The sequence below is a fragment of the Catellatospora vulcania genome, from assembly GCF_009720385.1.
In the GTDB taxonomy this organism is placed as follows: domain Bacteria; phylum Actinomycetota; class Actinomycetes; order Mycobacteriales; family Micromonosporaceae; genus Catellatospora; species Catellatospora vulcania.
The window spans coordinates 30,947-48,632 of the sequence record NZ_ML769301.1; the positions used below are offsets into that span (position 1 = coordinate 30,947).

Sequence of the window (17,686 nt, forward strand, 5' to 3'; positions counted from 1 at the left end):
GCAGCAGGCACGACGCCTGGCCGCCCGCGGCTTCCGTTCACCCGGCGGCTCAGTGCGGCGTCCCGCGCATCTGACGGCGGCGCCGGGCGGTCTCGCGGGCTCAGCCGAGGGTGATCTGGCCGTCCTGGACGGTGACGGCTTTCGGGCCGAGAGGCAGCGTGGCGGGGCCAAGGACGACCGAGCCGTCGGTCGCCGAGAACCGGCTGCCGTGGCAGCGGCAGATGATCTGGTCGTTCTCCACGGCGGCGACCTGGCAGCCCCAGTGCGTGCAGATCGAGGTGAACGCCTTGAAGTCGCCTGCCACGGGTTGAGTGACGACGACCATCGCGGTGCTGTAGACCTTGCCTCCGCCGACCGGGATGTCCGTGGCCGGGCCGAGCGCGATGGGGCCGACTACCGGCGTGACCGGGTCGACCACAGGCACGACGGGGTCGGCTGGAGGCTCAGCGAAGCCGGCGGCAGGTGAGCCGGTGGCGCCTACCAGGCCGCCGGCCGCTGCCGCGCCTGCGCTGGTCAGCAGTGTTCGTCGTGTCGCGCCCATGAGCATCCCCGCTGTTGATCGACAACCAGCAGCGTAGCGTCGTCTGCTGGGCGAGGTGTCCATTATGTCGTATTTGCATGTTGCTCTCATCTCCGGCCCTGCCTGGCAGACACATGGCAGCCATGCACTGCTACCTGCGGTTTGACCTCTCCTACCGCGATGTCGAGGAACCACTCGTCGAAGGCGGCGCTGATGCCGCCTCGCGTTTGCGGGCGCGGAAAGCCGCAGCCTTCCGTTTGTTCCCGCAGACCCGCATCGAGCACCACCGGCCGCCGCCGGAGCGGGTGGCGTCGTAGAACGCCCACCGGCAGATGTCGCTGGAGCACGCCTTGAGCCGCGACCAGTTGCCGTCGGCCATCGCCTTCACGATGACGGCCAGGAACTCGCCGATCGCATGGTCCACTCCGGTCGCCTCGGCGGCCAGCCGGTAGCCGTCGGCACTGAACACCGGACGCAGTCGAACCCGGCGCGCCACCTCGCTCAGGTAGGCGGCCGCCTGCTCGGCGGGGGCGGAGGTGACGCCGTCGTGGTTGACGATCAGCAATTGGCGTACGGCCTCGCGCAGCTCGATCACGCGCACCAGATCGGCATCGTCGACCTCCGTAGTGCTGTCGATCAGCTCCAGGTACCGCAACCAAGCGGTCAGGTCCCTCGTGTTCGGCAGCGCTTCGACGTGACGCTCCAGGTCGCAGGTGTTCACCAACTCGCGGACCAGCCGCAGCCTGCCCTCCTCCACGTGACGTCACCTCCAAAAGCATGATACCGGTTACGGCATCGATGACCAGAAACCTTTTTCAGCCGGTCGCGTCGCGAGCGTGCTCCGCGGGATCAGCCCTCACCTGACCCTGTCCGCCCCTACTCGGCTGATAGCTGCGGGCAGTGCCGTAAGCGGACAGCTGTCACCACGGTGGCCGACTCTAGAGTTGGCCGGTGATCCCTGTCGTCCTCGTGCACGGAATCTGGAACCGACAGCCGCGCCTGGGTCCTGAGGACGCCGCGCCGGCATTGGCGCAGGCCGCCCGGGACAACCTGACACGTGGGCTGGCACGGTCCGGCGCCGCAGCCCCGCAAGTCGCGATGGCGTATTACGCGCACCTGCTCACCGACGAGTGGTCCGCCGAGGCCCAGGCTGCGGCGGCGGCTCAGGACCGGTTCGAGGACCTGAACGGCCGGCAGCCGGCCGAGGCCGCGGAGTGGCTCGCCCTGGCCGGTGCACCGTAGCTCGCACAACGGCCGCTCTGTCAGGATTGCCGACCAAGGTCGTGGTTGGCTGACAGACTCGTCGTGTCGCGGAAGACCTTGATCGCCGACCGTCGCGCCCAGGGGCGGGCCAAGTGGTGCAGACCGTGCTGCAGTGCACGGGCCAGCCCCAGGTCACGCTGATGGCTGTACGAGATGAACGCGTCCCGTTTGAAGCGCATAGATATAGCGCTCGTCGTTTTACGTTTGCGAGCCCGGCCGGGTCAGGCGCCGGTCTGCTGCCCGGTACCCTGGCGCGGCAGGGCCGCGGACTCGACCGCGCCGTTGGCGTCGAACTCGACCTGGCCTTGCAACAGCACCGCGATGGTCTCGTCACTCATGCCAGCCAGCTCGCCGAATCCCCGGGCGTACTTGCGTAGCCTTGCCTGCACCGCGGCCAGATCCGCTCGGCACTGCGCGTTGCCGGGCCAGGCGGACTCGGCGTCGGCGCCGGACTGCTCCCATTGGTACAGATCAGGGTGCCAGCGGGACAGGAAAGGGGCCAGTTCGTTGTTCACCATTGCGAGTGCCAGATGCTCCACAGTGGGGGCAGCGCCGATGTGGCGGCTGGGGCGCACCTCGTCCATGATGCCGCGGGTGAACAGCACCAGCGCGTGAAGTGAGGACAGCGCCTCCCGGATGCGCCCGGACCCGGCCGACAGCGGCCGGATGGCGATCCGGCTGGTCATCTCCTTGAACAGGCGCCATGCCACCTGCTGGTTGTCGCGAGTGAGCACGAAGTTCAGTTCGCTGAGCTGCGGCACTGAGACCTTGACGCCGGTCAGCCGGACGCCGGCGCTGGTGTAGGCATGGACCACGATGGCCGCGACCACCCCGGCGGTCGCCCCGGCGAGCAGGAAGAGATCGCGTCCCTGCAGTTGGCTGGCGTAGTAGACGGCGACCCCAGCTGCGGCACCGACGACGAGCCCCGTCGAGATCTTGAACCACCAGGCATACCGGCTCACGGCGTCTCGCTCTCTGCTGCCGGCCTCGCCACATCAGCCGGTCCGATCGCGACATGCTCGCATATCGGCTCGGTCACGTCGATCGTCTGTCGAATGTAAGTCGCACGACCACACGATCACAGTCGTTCTCCCGTGCGAGTGAGCCGTAGTTCCACGGTAGAGGCGCGGGTGATGTGCGCGACGTACGGCCGACCTTCGCATTTCAAGTCGGCGATGGTCGACCGAGCCGTCAAGGACGGCTTGATCCGATCTGAAAAGGCCCGTCAGCGTCTGTCGGCGCCGTAGCGCGCCACGAACCGGTGGTCTCCACCCACGCGCTTTCGGCACCCCAGACCTAGGGGTCGACCCGCCGTGGTGCGACTCCGGCGACCGCTTCGAACGCATCCACCCCCGGAGAGAAGGCCAGTCTGATGCCATGCTCCGGTCTTCCGGGACGCAGCTCTGGCAGGCACATCGACTCGGTGGGATAGCAGGTGGCGCACGTCAGGTGGGTACGCTTGGCGCAGCTGGCGGCGAAGTCGGATTCTGGTCAGATCGTGTGTGGGCACGGCTGGGCATGATGGAGCGATGGGAAAGCTCTGGTTCGCGACCTGCGCGATCGTCGGGCTGGCCGGTGGCCTCATGCTCGCCAGCGCGCTGCGGGGCAGAGACGGGCTGGAGACCGGCGTTTGGATCGCCGGGCTCGTATTGGCGGCCGCGACGCTCCTGCTTGCGGTTACCCCCACGCCGGGCGCCGCCGGTTCCTCGCCGTCGACGACTGGCGGCTGGTTGGTGTGGGCGCAAAGCACATCTCGACGGCGGGCTACCATGTCCGCGCTTATGCTGCTGATTCCTCTCGCGATCGTGGCGGTGCCGGCCGGCCTCATGGCTCCGTCGCCGGCGGTGATGCCGTCGCCATCTTGGTCCGCATCACCGTCGCCATCAGTGTCGTCGGTGTCGGCGGGCACCGCTCGCCCGGTCGGAAAAGCGCAGATCACAGTCAATCCGGTGGAGGTCACGGCGGGCGGTGCGGTCCAGGTGTCGGGCAATGGCTTCGACCCGCGAGAGACGGTGCGCGTCGAGTTGTTCAACGGCGCGAACCTGAAGAAGTTCGACGGGCCCTACCTGCTCCTCGACGCGCCCGCGGATGATTTCGGGCGGCTCGCCACCGTGGCTGTCACCATCCCGGCGGAGCTGTGCTGCACGGGTGCCACGGTGCGGATGGTGCTCACGGGACGCGACAGCCATCGCGGCACCGAGAAACTCATCACCCTGGCGTGACACCTCGACGATGCGGCGGCGTGCGGGCGCCGAACTCTGCATCGTGCTCCGGCCCGAATCTGTCGTGCGGCGTCATGGTCCGCACACTGCTCCGGGACCGTGACCAAGGGGACGAACGAGCCGGGCACGGCTCCGCCCGCCGCTTCCCTCCGGACAGGCAACGCGGCGGCAGCGTGCTGGGGAGTCCAGGAGAACCGGAGACCTCGTCGGCCGTCGCCGGCCTGAGCCGGCCTGCGTCCAAACGACATTCGCCCCCGATGCATACCATGCGTGACGTGCGGCGATGCTTGATCACCCGCCCTGGGTGTCGGGTGGGGTCGGCCTTTTCTGCTTCCCGGGACCAGCTGGTCAGGGCGGCTGGCCGGAGGCGCTTCTCGACCCTTGGTCGAGTAGCCCAGGTAGTTCAGACACCGGCCAGGACCCTGCGACCCGGTCTTTCATACGCGAGCGGACCACAGGTCCGGATCCGCCGATGAGGGGGCACGTCGCTCTCCCGACCTCCGAGAAACTCCGTTGCGAGCGGACGGCCATCGGATGTCTGGTTGATCGGCCGCCGATCGCGAGAGGGAACTTGACGCTCATGTCGCTACCCACCCCCACGCTGCACACCGCTCGCCTTCGACTGCGTCCCTTCGACGACGCGGATGCGAATGACCTCTTCGCGATGCACAGCAGCGCCTACGTGCTGCGCTACTGGGACGCGCCTCCGTGGAGCGAACGCGTGCGCGCCGAGCGGTTCATCACGGCTTGCCGGCAGATGGCAGAGGAGGGCACCGGGGCGCGACTGGCTGTGGATCGTGTCTCCGACGGGGCGTTCATCGGCTGGTGCAGCCTGAACCGGTGGAATCCGGACTACCGCAGCGCATCGCTGGGCTACTGCTACCACGAGGCAGGGTGGGGCCACGGCTACGCGACGGAGGCCGCACGCGTCCTGCTGCGGTGGGCGTTCGACACGCTTGACCTGAACCGCGTCCAGACTGAGACCGATACACGCAACGTCGCATCTGCCCGCGTGCTGGAGAAGCTCGGGTTCGTGCGGGAAGGAACGTTGCGGGAAGACTGCGTCGTGAACGGCGAGGTCTCCGACTCATGGGTATACGGGCTGCTCAGGCGGGAGTGGCGGCCGTCGTCCGAGCCGGTCCCTGACCGCTGAGGCGCCACCTCGGTTCGGCGACCGGGCGAGCAGGCCGCCCGGTCGCCTACCTGTCAGTCGCCGATGATGTTCTTGATCCAGTGGGCGATGTTGTCCACCCGGGAGGTCCGCTCTTCCAACGCGTGCGGGCAGGACGGCCCGCCGCTTTCCACCGACACCAGAGTGGGCCGCCCGTTGCCGTGCTCCATGAAGTACGGCGCGCCGGAGTCGTACGGACAGGCGCTGGTGTCGGGTGCCGGTGCCAGGGCGGTGACGCCGACGCTGGGTTCCGTTACGGTGACGACAGTGACCTGACCGGTCCGCAGCTGCGGCGACGGCACGGGGTTGGAACTGGTGAGCGAACCGAAGCCGGTGATCCGGAGGATGTCACCGGCCCGCGGCGTCTTACGGTTCAGGGCCAGCGGCCGAATGTCGTTGATCGGGAAGCTGAGCTTCGCCAGCGCCAGATCGGTGGTGGGAGACTGGCGCACCGCGATGATGGTGGCGACGTGACCGATGTCGCTGGTCAGGTCCGCCCGCCCGACGGTGGCGGTGGTCAGGTCGGCGACCGGTCGCTCCACCCGGACGCCGTTGAAGTCCCGGAAGCAGTGTCCCGCGGTGACGATCCACTGTGGTGCGATGAGCGCACCCGAGCAGGCACTGTTGCGGCGACCACCGTCGGCCGTCGGGATCCCGGTCATGGTCAGCTTGACCGCGAACTGGTAACGGCCGTTGGGTACGACGTCGCTGTTCGCGACGGCGTGTGCCGGGCCTGCCGGGAAGATCCCGAGGCCGGCCGCGACGATCGTCGAGGTGAGCAGCAGCCCGGCCCGACGAATGCGGTGCTTGTGTGCGACGTCCAAGAACTCATCCTTTGCTCTGCGCGGGAGGGCCCGCGTCTGTCTGTCATCGGCTGCCTGACGGCGTCGACGACGGACTTCGCTTTCACATGGATAGACGTCGCAAACACGGCACCGGGTTGTGATCTTTACCTTGCCAATGTGGTCACTCGGCCGAACGACTCCTGGTGAAGGGTCAGCCGCCTAAGGCCCGTCTCGTGATCTTTACGCCCAAGTTCCTGCCCTGACCTGCGTGTTGTCCGCGCATGTGGACTTGAGCCCCGGTGCGAGGAGGCGCGTGGTGGCCAGGTCTGGATTCATCGAACAGACAGGCTCATCATGGATCCATGACCGACGGAGCGACGACGATGCGCAGGCGCACAAGCGCGACGCGGCTCCGAATCGGTCTGACCTGGAGGCGGGAGACGACAGCCGGGAGCGTCCGGGTGACCGGCGCGCGATGACCGACCCCTACCTGCCGCCGCCGGAGCCGCACCACCCGGACCCGCCGCCGTTCGATCCGGCGGTCATGATGCCGCCGCCGGAGCCGGTTCCGCACCACGACCCGGCTTTCGACCCTTCGATCGGCCACCCGGCCTTCGATCCGGTGACGCCCGACGTCCATGGCGGAGCCGACCCGTTCGCGGGCGGGCAGCCGATGCACGACCCGTTTCCCGACCCGAACTACCTGCCGCCCGACCCGCCGGGGTTCGATCCCCCCGACCCGGGATACGGCCCGGCGGATCCGTTCGGCGGCGGGGCCGGGGATCCGCCGGGCGGTGGCCTGCACGAGCAGCCGGCCGAACCGGCCTGGTTCGACGGGCCGGACAGCTACGTCGCGCCGGACCCGCCCGGCGTCGACGACCACGTGCTGCCCGATCCGCCCGGCCGGGACGGTTACCTGCCGCCTGACCCACCCGGCTCGGACGGCTACGTGCCTCCCGATCCGCCCGGCCTGGACGACTACGTCGCCCCGGACCCGCCGGCGTTCGACGCCTCCCTCGCGGGGCCGGCAGACCCGTATGCCGCACCCGACCCACCCGGCGACTACACCGCACCCGACCCGCCGGACGGGCGGGCCGCCGACGTCCGGGACACTGCAGCCCGCACGGCCGACGGCGGGGGACAGGGCGGGGCGGGGCTGCTGTTCAACTTCGACGTGTCCGAGCACTTCACCGAGCACGGCGCAGGCGATGCCACGTTCCATGTCTCCGACCTGGGCACGCTCTACGGCGGCGGGCAGACGGTGCACAACGTCACGGTCGTGCAGGGCGGCACGACGTACACCGTGACCGCGACCGCAGACGTCGGGCGCGACGGCGTCGTCACGGTGAGCATCGACATCGGCGGGGACAAGGCCACGATCGTGCTGCCGCAGGTCGCCGCGGGCGAAGTCATCATCCACATCGAGCCGTCGAAGGATCCGCAGAAGATCGCCGACGTGACAGTGTCCGCGACCGTTCCCGTGCCGATCGACGTGCACAGTTCCCGCGACGTCAACATCGTCTCGACGGTGCCGTTCGGCCCGCCGGCACCACCGCCTGCCGAAACCCCGCCACAGCAGCAGCCGCAGCACCATCACGCCCGGCACCAGCCCGAGCAGCCCGCCGCCGCGCCGCAGCCCGAACCCGCGCCGCAGACGGAGCATGGCCGATCGCAGCCGGACCCCGCACCCCGTCCCACCTCGGCCGAAGCCCCACCGGCCCACCCCGATCCCGCACCGGCGCCGGACCGCCACCAACCCGAGCAGCCGGACCCCCGCCGTCCCGAACCCGCTCCCGGCCAACCCGACCGTCCGCAGCCCGGTCCGCCGCATCCAGGATTCGAGCCTGTGCCGCCCACCAGGCCGCACGACCCGAACACGCCGACCCTGGACGACCTGCTCCGCCCCGACCCGCCCAAGACCGGTTTCGAAGGCAGGCTGGCCGAGGGCCGGCCCTTCGAGGTCCCCGTCCGCGTCCACTCCGACGTCGACGTCAGTCGTGTCGTATGGCTCAACCAGCCGCCCGCCGATCCGCGGCACACCCGCTTCGAAGTGGTCGACCGCCCGGACGCGCACGTCAGCGCCGACGAGCGCACGTTCGGACTCAGGGTCGACCCCGCGGCGGTGATGCCGATTCGCGACTCCCGGACCGGGCAACTCACCGGCTACCGCCTGCGCCAGGGCGAGACGATGTTCACCTTCGACCGCAACGGCAGGCTGTCCGGCGCAGGCAACCTCGAAGCCCCGCTGGAAGCGCCGAAGGTCGACCCGCTCGACGTCATGATGATCGCCGTGGACCTGGGGCCCATCGTGGCCAAGGGGCTGCTCGCCGGTGCCGAGACGATCGCCGCCGCCGCCGCGCGGCAGGCCCCCCGCGCGGCCGCCGAGGCCCTGCGCGGGCCGACCATCGCCAGGTTCGGCGCCGACGAGGTCAAGCTGCTGTCCGACTACTGGCAGCAGCGCCTGGCCGGCCAGACCGACGCCGCCGCCAGAAAAGAAGCCGAGCAGGCACTCAAAGCGCTCGGCGATCGCGGTCGCATCCGCAACTGGCGACAGTCCGAACGCGAGGTGGCCCACATCTACGAGCAGATCGGCGGCAAGGGCGAGACGACCGAGCTTTACCAGGACGCAGCCGGCAACTGGGGGATCACCAAACCCGACTTCACCGCCCCGCACGTACGCGGCGAGGTGAAGAACTGGGAGACCGTGCACATCAGTTCCGAACGGGCCGCCGAGAAGCTGCTCGACGACCTCGCGCGCCAGATCGCGGCGCGTCGCAACCTGCCCGGTGCGGCCAACATCCCCGGTCGCATGCAGCAGACGGTCGTGCTCGACCTGCGCGGCCAGGCGCTGAGCGAGCAGAACCTGCACACCATCGGGCATGTGCTCGCCGGCCGCACGGGCCTGCCCGTGGAGAACATCCAGCTCATCGTGTGGGCGAAGTAGCGGCGGGAGCCGCCCGGCCACGTACGCCGGCGTAACGACCTCGTATCTGTCGTGATCACGTCACCGTGCGAGCCGGTGCGGGCGGGCAAACCCGTTGTCAACCTGAACCCGCACGGTGACCATATAGGCGGGCTTCGTGGTGACGGGGAGGAGCGCGGTGAGTGATCCGGATGGGCTCGCGGACAAGCGCGCCAAATGGCAGCGCTACTTCGAGGGACGGCTGACCGGCAGTGACGCCGAGGTGCGGGCCGCCACCGATGCCGCGATGGAGGCGATCGGCCGCCGGGCAGACGTCGACGGCGTGATCGCAGCAGGACTGGCCGCGGCCAGACAGTTCCGGACCACCGGCGCAGCCCCGGCAGCCCGTCCGGCCGCCCCGCCGCCCCCGCGCCAGCAGACCGCCCCGCACCGGCAGACCGCTCCGCGCCAGGCTGCCGCGCAGCAGCCGGCGCAACAGCGCCCGGCGGCAGCGCGGACCGCGCCCTCAGGCGGCGGCATCGGCTCGGACAGCAGCGGCGTGGTCAACGGGCTGCAGCAGCGCCAGGAGATGATCGGGCGCACCTACTTCACGGTGTGGAACTTCCGGCTCGAACGCACCGACGCCGCCGGGCGCGGCCTGCCGCCCATCCCGGTCGAGATGAAGGGCCGCTACTTCAACGGCGCGGTCGCCAACGGGGACCTGGTCGACATCGGCCGCGGCTTCCGCCCAGGAAAGCTCGTACGCACCAACAAGGTGCACAACGTGACCGCCGGCATCGACGTCACCGCCGTCGGGCGGCAGTTCCGCGTCCTCCGCGGCGTCTTCATCGCGATCTTCCTGGTCATCTTCGTATGCATCGCGGCGCTGATCATCTCCCAGATCGTCGGCATCGCCAGCGGGGACCTGCCAGAGATGTCGGATTTCCCCGACCCGTGACGAGCGCCCGGCGCGCTCCAACGGTCGCGGTCACGCGGGTCCGGACGCGCCGCCGTGGTCCAGCTGTCACGGCCGGCGCCGGTCAGACCGTGACCGGGACGGTCTGCACGTGGTGATCCTCGTTGTAGAGGAAGGTGACCCCGCCGGTGGCGAAGTTGGGCACGTCGTCGACCGCGGCCTGGCCCTCGGGGCTGGCGAGGATCGCCTCGAGGTCCTCACGGGTGTCGGCGTAGAGCCCGACGATGAGGTGGTACGGCGGGGTCTGGCCGGCGACGGCGGCCTCGCAGTGCCCGATCGTCCACTGCTTGAGGCCGCGCATCCGCCGGGCGATCGGCAGGTGGACGTCGCGGTAGTAGTCGTCGAATGCCTGCGGGTCGGCAGGGTGGCCGTAGAGGATCGTCAGGCGGTACATGCGGGTTCTCCTTCGTGGTGGGTGTGCAGCTGGAAGTCGGTGAAACGGAACTCGGGCGACACGATGCAGGTGACCAGGGCGGGTCCGGTGGTGGGTCGCGCGCTCTGCCAGGTTCCGGCGGGCACGAGCAGCTGCGGGTGCTGCCCCGCGCCCGGGTCGCCGCCGAGCAGCGTCGGGGCCGCGTCGGCCGCGGGTGCGGGGCCGGTCCCGCCGAGGCGCAGTTCGAGTGGTCGCCCGTGGTGCCAGAGCCAGAGTTCGTCGGAGGCGACCCGGTGCCAGGCGGATTCCTCGCCGGGGTGGAGCAGGTAGTACACGGCTGAGGCGGCCTGGTGGGGGCAGGCGCAGTCGGCGGCGACGGGGCTGGTCCAGGTGCGGCGGTACCAGCCGCCTTCGGGGTGCGGCGCCAGGTCCAGGCGGGCGGCGAGCGGCGGTCGGGTGGTAGGCGCGGCGGTCAGGGCTGGCTCCTTCGTTCGGGCCGGTGGTCGGCGTCGGGCCCGTACAGGCGGTAGAAGTCCGCGAGCAGGCCACTGGTCTCCAGGACGTGGTCACTGAGGGCGACGTTGTGGCCCGGTTGGAACCCGTGCCCGGGATCGGCCAGCGCCGCGGCGCCGACGAGCAGGCCGGCCATGATGAGGTCGGATTGCCGGTTGGGCACGCTCTCGGCATGGTGGAAGTTGACCGGGTATCCGTCGGCGAGCACGTCGATGCGCACTCCGTGGGGCAGGACGAACCTGGTGCCTTCGACGTCGAGGTCCTCGATGTGTTCGGCCAGGCCGGTCAGGGCCGGCAGGTCGAACTCGACCGTGCGGCTGGTGACGCTGGCCAGGACGCAGTCGCGGCGTACCGCGGACAGCTCGGCGGCGCCCAGGCAGGTCCGTCCGGTGCTGCCCACGATCAGCCAGGGACGGTGCTCGCCGATGAGCCGGGCGAGGTCGGTCCCGGTGTGGTAGCCGTGCTCGTGTGCGCTGACCAGGCGCAGCAGTTCCCGGTCGTGGCAGGCCACCCGCATCCGCCGCTGCCGCAGCAGTTGCGCGATCTCGGAGCCGATCTGCCCGTACCCGATGACCAGGGCAGGTCTGCCCTCCCATTTCTCGCCCGGCATCAGCCGCAGCAGGTTCGCCACGGCCGCCTCGGCGATCCAGTACGACTCGATGGTGCCCTTGAGCCGTGACTGGGCGACCGACAGGACCGGCAGCGGAATCCGGTCGCCGTACTTCTCCAGCCGGTAGATCCCCGACATGGTCTGCTCGACCAGGCCGTCGTAGTCGGCGGCCAGGTCGGGACGCTCGTCGAGCAGGGCGGGCAGCACGTAGCCGCCGTCGTCGACCGCGACCGTGCGCGCGCATCCGTGGGAGCGGGAACGGCGGGCGTGGGATTCGGCGGCCGCCGCCACCTGGCCCGCGGGAAACATGGTCACGCCGAGTCGGCGCAGGTGCGCCTTGACCCGGTGGGTGAGCCGGTACGGGTAGCCCTTGTCGATGACGGTCAGCGCTTCGGCACGGGCGCCCAGCGCCAGCGCGGTCTCCACCTGTACCACGAGGTCGCTCATGAAGTGGCCCATGACCATGAGCGCGGTATCGCCGAGCGCCTTCGAGGGCAGGGTCCGCACGAGTCCTGACAGCAGGGGCAGTTCCCTGGCGAGCCGGTGCAGTTCGACCGGGCTGAACGGGACCTCTTCCAGTACTTCGGCGAAATGCTCCCGCCGGGCGGCCGGAAGGCCGGCGCCTGGTTCGATGGCGAGGCTGAGCAGCAGGCTCTGCGGCGGGTAGGCCCGCCGGCGCGCCGGCCGCCCGGCCGACACCCTCAGCACGGCACCGTCGCCGGTGGTCAGCACCCAGGCACCGGGTCCGGTCCGGCGGACACCGCGCAGCCGGTCTGTGCCCGCGAGCGCGGACAGCCTGTCCAAGGTTCCTTCGGCGATCTCGGCGACGTCCTCGTCGGCGCACACCATCTGGAAACCGGCCAGGTATGCCTGTTCCTGGTCCAGCGCCTGTCTAAATTCCACCACCCGAGCAGGATATTGCACAATGTAGCTGATCGACTACATTGGGTAGCGTGCGGGTCGACGGAGGCACACTCCCTGGCCGCCCATCATGCTCGACGCGGCGAGGAAGACGGTCGGCCTCGGCGTGAGATCGCGCCGCGCCGCGGCCTTCGCGGACAACTGCCGTGGTCGAAGCCATGCCATCCCGACGGCCCCACAGCGTCGGATCACATCCGGGCACCCCTGAGCGGCGTATCGCGCCGTGCAGCAAGTCGCGGATCGACAGGCTCAACGCAACGAACCTGTCTGCTCACCCCCGGCGGCTGACTACACCGTGAGTTGGTCCGGCTACCGTCCTGGTGGGAGATCGACGTTCAAACTCAGGGTTCACGCGCTCGCCTGCCCGCGCTGCCACGATGGGCCGGGGAGGTCGCGGTCATGATCGTGACGTGCCCGATCCCAGACCGAGAGGACGTCATGAAGAAGACCACAGCGATCACGGCTGCGCTCGGCGCGGCCGCCGCCGCGATCATCGTCGCGATCGCCGCGCCGAGCGCCGCCCACGCTGCCCCGAGTTGTACCACCAGCACGGGCGGCTCGGTGTTCTATCCTGGCGCGTCGGCGTCCAAGGTGTACAACGACCGGTTCAGCCAGGGCTTCGACCTGCGGCTGCTCAGCACCCACGTGCCGCAGGGCATCAGCTACTTCGGCGACATGTCGGTGCACCTGACCAGTCACTGGAACCGCACGGCGGGCGGCCGGGCGCGCATCAACGCCCAGGCCTGGGACGGCGTCGACAAGGGCGAGTTCGACATCTACGAGACCCATGCCGGGGGCATCGCGGTGGCCAGCGGCTACCTGTACGTCTCCGGCGGCGGTCAGAAGATCCGCCGGTACAACCTCGACAACGTGCGGACCGCGCTGGAGACCACCGGCGTGCCGTACCTGGCGCAGTCCGGCGAGCAGGAGACCAACGGCAACTCATTCCTGACCGCCGGGCCCGGTGGCACGGTATGGGCGGGCAACTTCGATGACACCACACAGAAGTCCATGTGGGAGTACAGCGTCAACGGTGACGGCACGCTGTCGGTGAAGAGCGGCCCGTACGCGGTGCCGCCGCGCACGCAGGGCGTGGTCGTCACCGACACGCACTTCATCTTCAGCACGTCGTACGGCCGGACCAATCTGAGCTACATCTTCGTGGTCAAGCGCGGCTACGGCAACACGTGGGCCAACGCGACCGGCGCGTGCTTCTCCGCGCCGAGCATGACCCAGGGCCTGTCCCGGGTCGGCACGGTCGTCTACGTGAACTACGAGTCGGGCTCGGCGGAATACACCGGCGCTCGCAATGTCATCAACCACGTCCACAAGGCGTCGCTGCAGAGCCTGCTCGACCTGGCTCCCTGACGGCCGCCGCCCCCGCCAGACGGAGGCTTCCCCGGAGCGCCCCTGAGCGGCGAGCACCTGCCGCTCAGGGGCATCTCATTTCCGGAAGATCATCCAAATAAGCTGGTTTCCTGGGGGACCAGCCGGTGGGCTGGAAACGCATCCTGACTGCCGGTCACGTAGCCGTCAGTGCGGTAGAGCAGGACCGGTGAGCCGCGCGATGATGGTGCGGCAGTCCCGTTGCAGCTTCTCGTGGTTGTCGATGCTCGTGAACCGGCCACCGCGCTCGGGCAGGTCCAGCTGCGCCCGCAACTGTGGCAGGGCCGGTGCCGCTGCCCGACCCATGCGGTCCAGGCAGGCCACGACGTCGTTGCCGGTAGCGGGTTGTTCGTCCACGCCCGCAGCAGCGGGTCCAGCACGGCCGGAGCCTCGGTCGGCCCGCCGATCTCCCAGATCGCGGCCGCGCACGGCACCCGGACCCACTCGTACCCGTGCGACAGCAGCTCGCGCAGGCGCGGCAGCGCGGCCGCAGCCCGCCAGCAGCCCCGGCACCTCCTCGGCCGTACCGTACGCGTGGTGCATCGCCGACCAGTCGATGTCGTGCAGCCCGTCGAACATGGACGGCAATATGCACGACCCCGACAATGATCGGAAGCTGCTGCCGCGCAGGAGCTGCGGTCAGGTCGGCAGAGACGACAGCCTGTCGAAGCCCACGACGCTCAGGTCGGCGGGAATCCGCAATCCCAGCGACCGTGCCGCCTGGTAGACGCCGAACGCCTGCAGGTCGTCGCTGGCGAAGATCGCCGTAGCGGACGGACGACCTCACCGACCAGCAGGGCGAGGTGGTCGCCGCCGGCGATGCGCCCCGGTCAACCGGATCGCCGCTGCCGTCTTCGTCGGCCTCGTGCTCCGGCTGGCGTGCGCCTGACCCGGCCCGGCGATCAGAGCTGCACCGCAACGTCGATCACTCGGATGGGCTCCTGTTTCCAGGCCGCCAGCAGACCGTTGACCACCTCGACCGTGTCCGCCCAGCCGGCACGGCCAGTCAGGCCGGCGGCCAGCAGGGTCGACGGGACCTGCCCGGCGGCCAGCAGCTGCTGCCAGCCCGCGACGTCGAGCTGCAGGTATTCCAGCGCGGGCAGTTCGGTGACGGCGCGAAGATCGGCGACGACGGCGGATTCGGTGACCAGGGTACGCAGCCGGTGGCCGGCCAGCGCGGACAGGTCGCAGGGTGCGGCCGCGGCTCTGATGTACAGCACCTCGGTCGTCGGCTGGACATCGGCGAGCGTCTTGCCGCTGCGCGAGCCGACCCGCACCAGCAGCCCGCCTTCCGGACCCAGCTTCGCCAGGGTGGCGGGCCGCTCGGTGAGCAGCTCGGTCAGCGAGGGCGCCAGCCAGCGGGCACCGGCCGACATCTCGTGGTCCACGAACAGCACCTGGCCGACCGTGCCCTGCGGCCCGGGGGCGAGGTCGACCACGTACAGGTTGCCGCCGCCGTCGTCGCCGACCACGAACCACGCCGGTGAGGCCGCCAACTGCTGCATCCGGCCGTGCGGATCGGGCGCGACGACCTCGGTCGCGCCGTACCTCCAGGACAGGTACCGGGCCTGCGGTTGCAGATAGGCGCGGGCGGCGGCGTCGGCCAGCGGCACGATCCGCAGGCCGTAGAAACGCTCCCGGTCGGCGGGCTGCAGGACCAGGGTGCCCTCGGCCGCGGCGAGGAACAGCGCCCGGACGTCATCGGGCAGCGCGACGCCGAGGTCCGCCTCCGCCGCGGCCAGCTCCGACGGGTCGACGGGCCGCGCGTCCGGCAGCAGCTGCCGGACCAGCGCGGTGACCGTGGCCGCGTCGGCGCCGGCGGAGACGGCCACGTCGCAACGGACCGGCTCGCGGCGGTACGGCTCCGGATGCGCTCCGGGGACCAGGTGCACGTCCTCCAGCAGGTCGCTGCCCATCCCGAACGAAACCTGCGCCGCGCTGGGGACGATGCTCACCACCGCCGCCCCGGAGCGGGTCGTGACGCCGCGCACCGCGACGGCCTGCCCGCCGGTCAGCTCGGCCAGCGATCTGAGCATGTCCGTCGGCCGCTCACCCCGCTCCAGGCCCAGCCCGAGGACGCGGTGGTCGCCGTCGTAGGCTACCGAGCCGCCGAACGCGCCCGGTGCCATCGTGCCGCGGAACTCGGCCTCCCCTACCTCGGGGGGCATGCTGTTGCGCAGCGCGGTGACGAACAGGCGCCACGCCTCGGCCTGGAACAACGTAGTGTCGATCATCGCCTGATCGTAGGCGGCGGGGCGGACAACCCGGCAGGCGTCGGCAGGTCCAGCCGGCGCGTGCGACAGTTGCCGGGGCACGACGCCTGCCGGACCATCCAGCCCCGGAAATGTTAAAGGTGCGGATGCGTAGCGATGCCGACACGACACGGCATTGACCCACGTGCGTGAACCGATAGGTTCCAGGGGTGACAGTCCTCCAGGCGGCGATCTGGGGAGTCGCGGGCGGTGCGGTGGCAGCGCTCGTGGTCCTGATCGCCGACGTCGTGGCCGCGAAGTTCCTGTGGCCGTACGCCGCCGGGACCGGTCGTGCCAGGATGTTCGTGCTGGTGGCTCAGCTACTCATCAGCGGAGTGGTGGCCGCCGCGGCACACCAGCAGATCTCCGGCCCATGGCCCGCACTGCTGCTGGGCGTGACCGCGCCGGCCACGATCCGCGCCGCGCTGGCCAACGTCGAGGTCACCGAGACCACACCGCAGGCCGAGGGTGGCACCGGTGCGAGCTGATCGGATGCTCAGGCGACTTGCCGGGATCGCCCGCGCACCACGTGTGTGGCTGCGGGTGGAGCTCTCGCCGTGGTGGGCCTCGGTGCTGGTCGCCGCCGGGGCTCGCGCCGGTTCGTCCGACCCGGCGGTGATCCATGACCACGACCTCGCCCGCGACGATCGTCCACTGCACCGGCCTCAACGCCGACCGGATGGGGTGAGAGGTATGAAGCGCCCTGAGTCACGCTCCCCGAACGCCGCACCCGCCAGCCGCACCTCCACGAAGATTATCGTCAGCCTCCTCGCCTTCGGCGCCGTCTTCGCCGTCAGTTGGACGCTGGCCAAGTCGTCCATGCCCGCCGAGGTGGTGGTCACCTTCGGGACGTCGCTGTTCGTGGCGGGCGTGACCTTCGTCGTCCAGTTCCTCCTCGACGTCGAGAGGCGACTCGACCGGATGGGGGATGAACTGACCCAGCATGCTGCCGCGAACGAGACGCGCATCGCCGAGGGCTTCCAGCGGATCAACGAGGCGAACAGGCTGTTCGGCCTGATCGAGGCCTCGGCGCTGAAGACCGACGCCATCACCCAGTTGGTGGGCAACTCCGTGCGAGTCAAGCCCAACCCGTCTCTGGTCTTCGACCTCGCGCAGACCGAGATTCAGCGGTTGTCGGAGATGCTCAAGACGCTCGGCGACTCCGGCGACCTCACCTACGAGGGCGAGGACCGCGACTGGTTGCTCGGCCTGACCAGGCACGTCAACGACACCATCGACGCGGTCAGCAGCACACTCGACCTCGGCGATCAGGATTTCTTCGACAGCAGCGTGTGGCAGAGCGACCTCGGCCAGCGTTACCTGGAGGCGCAGCGTGAGGCGATCAGGCGCAACGTGCGTGTGCGCCGCATCTTCGTCCTGGACCGCCCCAATCTGCGCGACGACGCCAAGTTTCGGCGCCTGGTGCAGATGCACGACGACGTCAGCATCGAGGTGCGGGCTCTGGACCCGACGCTGTTCCCCGGGCAGTATATCCCGCCGATCTTCGACTTCATCGTCTTCGACGGCGTGGTGAGCTACCAGACGTTGCCCTCGGCCCCGGTCAACGAGCTGAACAGGCTCCCCGTCGCCACCACCCAGCTCGTCACGAGCCCGGCGAGGGTCCAGCGCAACATCGATCTGTTCAACGAGCTGTGGAGGATCGCCACCCCGGTCAGTTGAGCGCCTCGGCGGCGCGCCGACGGCAGGCTGCGCCGGCGCCCTTCAGCGAGCGGATCCCACCGTGCCTGCCCACGACTCTCGGCGCGATGATCTCCGCGCCCGCGGCGTCGGC

Annotated in this window: 18 protein-coding genes; 8 read left to right on the plus strand and 10 right to left on the minus strand. The window is 69.9% G+C overall.

Translation table 11 applies throughout. The features are described from left to right. Window positions 1-100: 100 nt before the first annotated feature. Together F6W97_RS00155 and F6W97_RS00160 are read right to left on the minus strand one after the other, a co-directional pair. The gene (locus F6W97_RS00155; RefSeq protein WP_155368012.1) at window positions 101-541 is read right to left on the minus strand and encodes a Rieske (2Fe-2S) protein; all 441 of its coding nucleotides are present in this window, start codon (window positions 539-541) and stop codon (window positions 101-103) included. 151 nt (window positions 542-692) lie between these two features. After that, complete coding sequence (locus F6W97_RS00160; RefSeq protein ID WP_155368013.1) at window positions 693-1,277, minus strand: CGNR zinc finger domain-containing protein; 585 nt, start codon at window positions 1,275-1,277, stop codon at window positions 693-695. Window positions 1,278-1,471: 194 nt separating this feature from the next. On the opposite strand from F6W97_RS00160, the gene F6W97_RS00165 reads away from it, so the two are divergent. Continuing rightward, entirely contained in the window at window positions 1,472-1,762 is a 291-nt protein-coding gene (locus F6W97_RS00165; protein WP_155368014.1) for a hypothetical protein, read from the plus strand. A 242-nt stretch (window positions 1,763-2,004) separates the two neighbouring features. Here the strand turns inward: F6W97_RS00165 and F6W97_RS00170 are convergent, their stop codons facing one another. Next, on the minus strand, window positions 2,005-2,745 hold the full coding sequence (locus tag F6W97_RS00170) for a hypothetical protein (protein ID WP_155368015.1): 741 nt from the start codon (window positions 2,743-2,745) through the stop codon (window positions 2,005-2,007). 567 nt (window positions 2,746-3,312) lie between these two features. Here F6W97_RS00170 and F6W97_RS00175 point away from each other — a divergent pair. Together F6W97_RS00175 and F6W97_RS00180 are read left to right on the plus strand one after the other, a co-directional pair. After that, entirely contained in the window at window positions 3,313-4,005 is a 693-nt protein-coding gene (locus F6W97_RS00175; RefSeq protein ID WP_155368016.1) for a hypothetical protein, read from the plus strand. Between the two features lie 580 nt (window positions 4,006-4,585). Further along, the gene (locus F6W97_RS00180) at window positions 4,586-5,158 is read left to right on the plus strand and encodes a GNAT family N-acetyltransferase (protein WP_155368017.1); all 573 of its coding nucleotides are present in this window, start codon (window positions 4,586-4,588) and stop codon (window positions 5,156-5,158) included. 53 nt (window positions 5,159-5,211) lie between these two features. On the opposite strand, the gene F6W97_RS00185 is transcribed toward F6W97_RS00180, so the two are convergent. After that, a complete protein-coding gene (locus F6W97_RS00185) occupies window positions 5,212-6,000 on the minus strand; it encodes a S1 family peptidase (RefSeq protein WP_230686278.1) in 789 nt (262 codons plus the stop codon). A 436-nt stretch (window positions 6,001-6,436) separates the two neighbouring features. Between F6W97_RS00185 and F6W97_RS00190 the strand changes: the two genes are divergently transcribed. Then, entirely contained in the window at window positions 6,437-8,905 is a 2,469-nt protein-coding gene (locus F6W97_RS00190; protein WP_155368018.1) for a hypothetical protein, read from the plus strand. 157 nt (window positions 8,906-9,062) lie between these two features. Next, a complete protein-coding gene (locus F6W97_RS00195) occupies window positions 9,063-9,821 on the plus strand; it encodes a hypothetical protein (protein ID WP_155368019.1) in 759 nt (252 codons plus the stop codon). A gap of 82 nt (window positions 9,822-9,903) precedes the next feature. On the opposite strand, the gene F6W97_RS00200 is transcribed toward F6W97_RS00195, so the two are convergent. The 3 genes from F6W97_RS00200 to F6W97_RS00210 are packed head-to-tail and all read right to left on the minus strand — an operon-like array spanning window position 9,904 to window position 12,241. Beyond that, a complete protein-coding gene (locus F6W97_RS00200) occupies window positions 9,904-10,233 on the minus strand; it encodes an EthD family reductase (protein WP_155368020.1) in 330 nt (109 codons plus the stop codon). Further along, on the minus strand, window positions 10,221-10,688 hold the full coding sequence (locus F6W97_RS00205; RefSeq protein WP_155368021.1) for a cupin domain-containing protein: 468 nt from the start codon (window positions 10,686-10,688) through the stop codon (window positions 10,221-10,223). Before F6W97_RS00205 ends, F6W97_RS00200 begins: the two co-directional genes overlap by 13 nt. Next, window positions 10,685-12,241: a Rossmann-fold NAD(P)-binding domain-containing protein gene (locus F6W97_RS00210; RefSeq protein ID WP_155368022.1), complete on the minus strand. Its 1,557-nt coding sequence runs from the start codon at window positions 12,239-12,241 to the stop codon at window positions 10,685-10,687. Before F6W97_RS00210 ends, F6W97_RS00205 begins: the two co-directional genes overlap by 4 nt. Before the next feature lie 453 nt (window positions 12,242-12,694). On the opposite strand from F6W97_RS00210, the gene F6W97_RS00215 reads away from it, so the two are divergent. After that, complete coding sequence (locus F6W97_RS00215; protein ID WP_155368023.1) at window positions 12,695-13,624, plus strand: hypothetical protein; 930 nt, start codon at window positions 12,695-12,697, stop codon at window positions 13,622-13,624. Between the two features lie 165 nt (window positions 13,625-13,789). Here the strand turns inward: F6W97_RS00215 and F6W97_RS00220 are convergent, their stop codons facing one another. The 3 genes from F6W97_RS00220 to F6W97_RS00230 all read right to left on the minus strand — a co-directional run bounded on the left by F6W97_RS00220 (window position 13,790) and on the right by F6W97_RS00230 (window position 15,876). Continuing rightward, window positions 13,790-14,221, minus strand: a complete 432-nt coding sequence (locus tag F6W97_RS00220; protein ID WP_155368024.1) for a hypothetical protein — start codon at window positions 14,219-14,221, stop codon at window positions 13,790-13,792. A gap of 60 nt (window positions 14,222-14,281) precedes the next feature. Next, complete coding sequence (locus F6W97_RS00225) at window positions 14,282-14,404, minus strand: substrate-binding domain-containing protein (protein WP_407924531.1); 123 nt, start codon at window positions 14,402-14,404, stop codon at window positions 14,282-14,284. A 140-nt stretch (window positions 14,405-14,544) separates the two neighbouring features. Next, window positions 14,545-15,876 (minus strand): SMI1/KNR4 family protein, encoded by a 1,332-nt coding sequence (locus tag F6W97_RS00230; protein ID WP_155368025.1) that lies wholly within the window; start codon window positions 15,874-15,876, stop codon window positions 14,545-14,547. A gap of 188 nt (window positions 15,877-16,064) precedes the next feature. On the opposite strand from F6W97_RS00230, the gene F6W97_RS00235 reads away from it, so the two are divergent. Then, window positions 16,065-16,382 carry a hypothetical protein gene (locus F6W97_RS00235; RefSeq protein ID WP_155368026.1) on the plus strand — a complete coding sequence of 106 codons (318 nt, stop codon included), beginning with the start codon at window positions 16,065-16,067 and terminating at the stop codon, window positions 16,380-16,382. Further along, window positions 16,372-17,574 (plus strand): phosphatidylserine/phosphatidylglycerophosphate/cardiolipin synthase family protein, encoded by a 1,203-nt coding sequence (locus F6W97_RS00240; protein ID WP_155368027.1) that lies wholly within the window; start codon window positions 16,372-16,374, stop codon window positions 17,572-17,574. The genes F6W97_RS00235 and F6W97_RS00240 overlap by 11 nt, the downstream gene beginning before the upstream one ends. Window positions 17,575-17,686: the final 112 nt, after the last annotated feature.

Bases quoted from the DNA above. Each gene is read 5' to 3' on its own strand.
- F6W97_RS00175 (WP_155368016.1), top strand. From the start codon at position 3,313: ATGGGAAAGCTCTGGTTCGCGACCTGCGCGATCGTCGGGCTGGCCGGT.
- F6W97_RS00220 (WP_155368024.1), bottom strand. From the start codon at position 14,221: ATGTTCGACGGGCTGCACGACATCGACTGGTCGGCGATGCACCACGCG.
- F6W97_RS00200 (WP_155368020.1), bottom strand. From the start codon at position 10,233: ATGTACCGCCTGACGATCCTCTACGGCCACCCTGCCGACCCGCAGGCA.
- F6W97_RS00180 (WP_155368017.1), top strand. From the start codon at position 4,586: ATGTCGCTACCCACCCCCACGCTGCACACCGCTCGCCTTCGACTGCGT.
- F6W97_RS00190 (WP_155368018.1), top strand. From the start codon at position 6,437: ATGACCGACCCCTACCTGCCGCCGCCGGAGCCGCACCACCCGGACCCG.
- F6W97_RS00155 (WP_155368012.1), bottom strand. From the start codon at position 541: ATGGGCGCGACACGACGAACACTGCTGACCAGCGCAGGCGCGGCAGCG.
- F6W97_RS00230 (WP_155368025.1), bottom strand. From the start codon at position 15,876: ATGATCGACACTACGTTGTTCCAGGCCGAGGCGTGGCGCCTGTTCGTC.
- F6W97_RS00215 (WP_155368023.1), top strand. From the start codon at position 12,695: ATGAAGAAGACCACAGCGATCACGGCTGCGCTCGGCGCGGCCGCCGCC.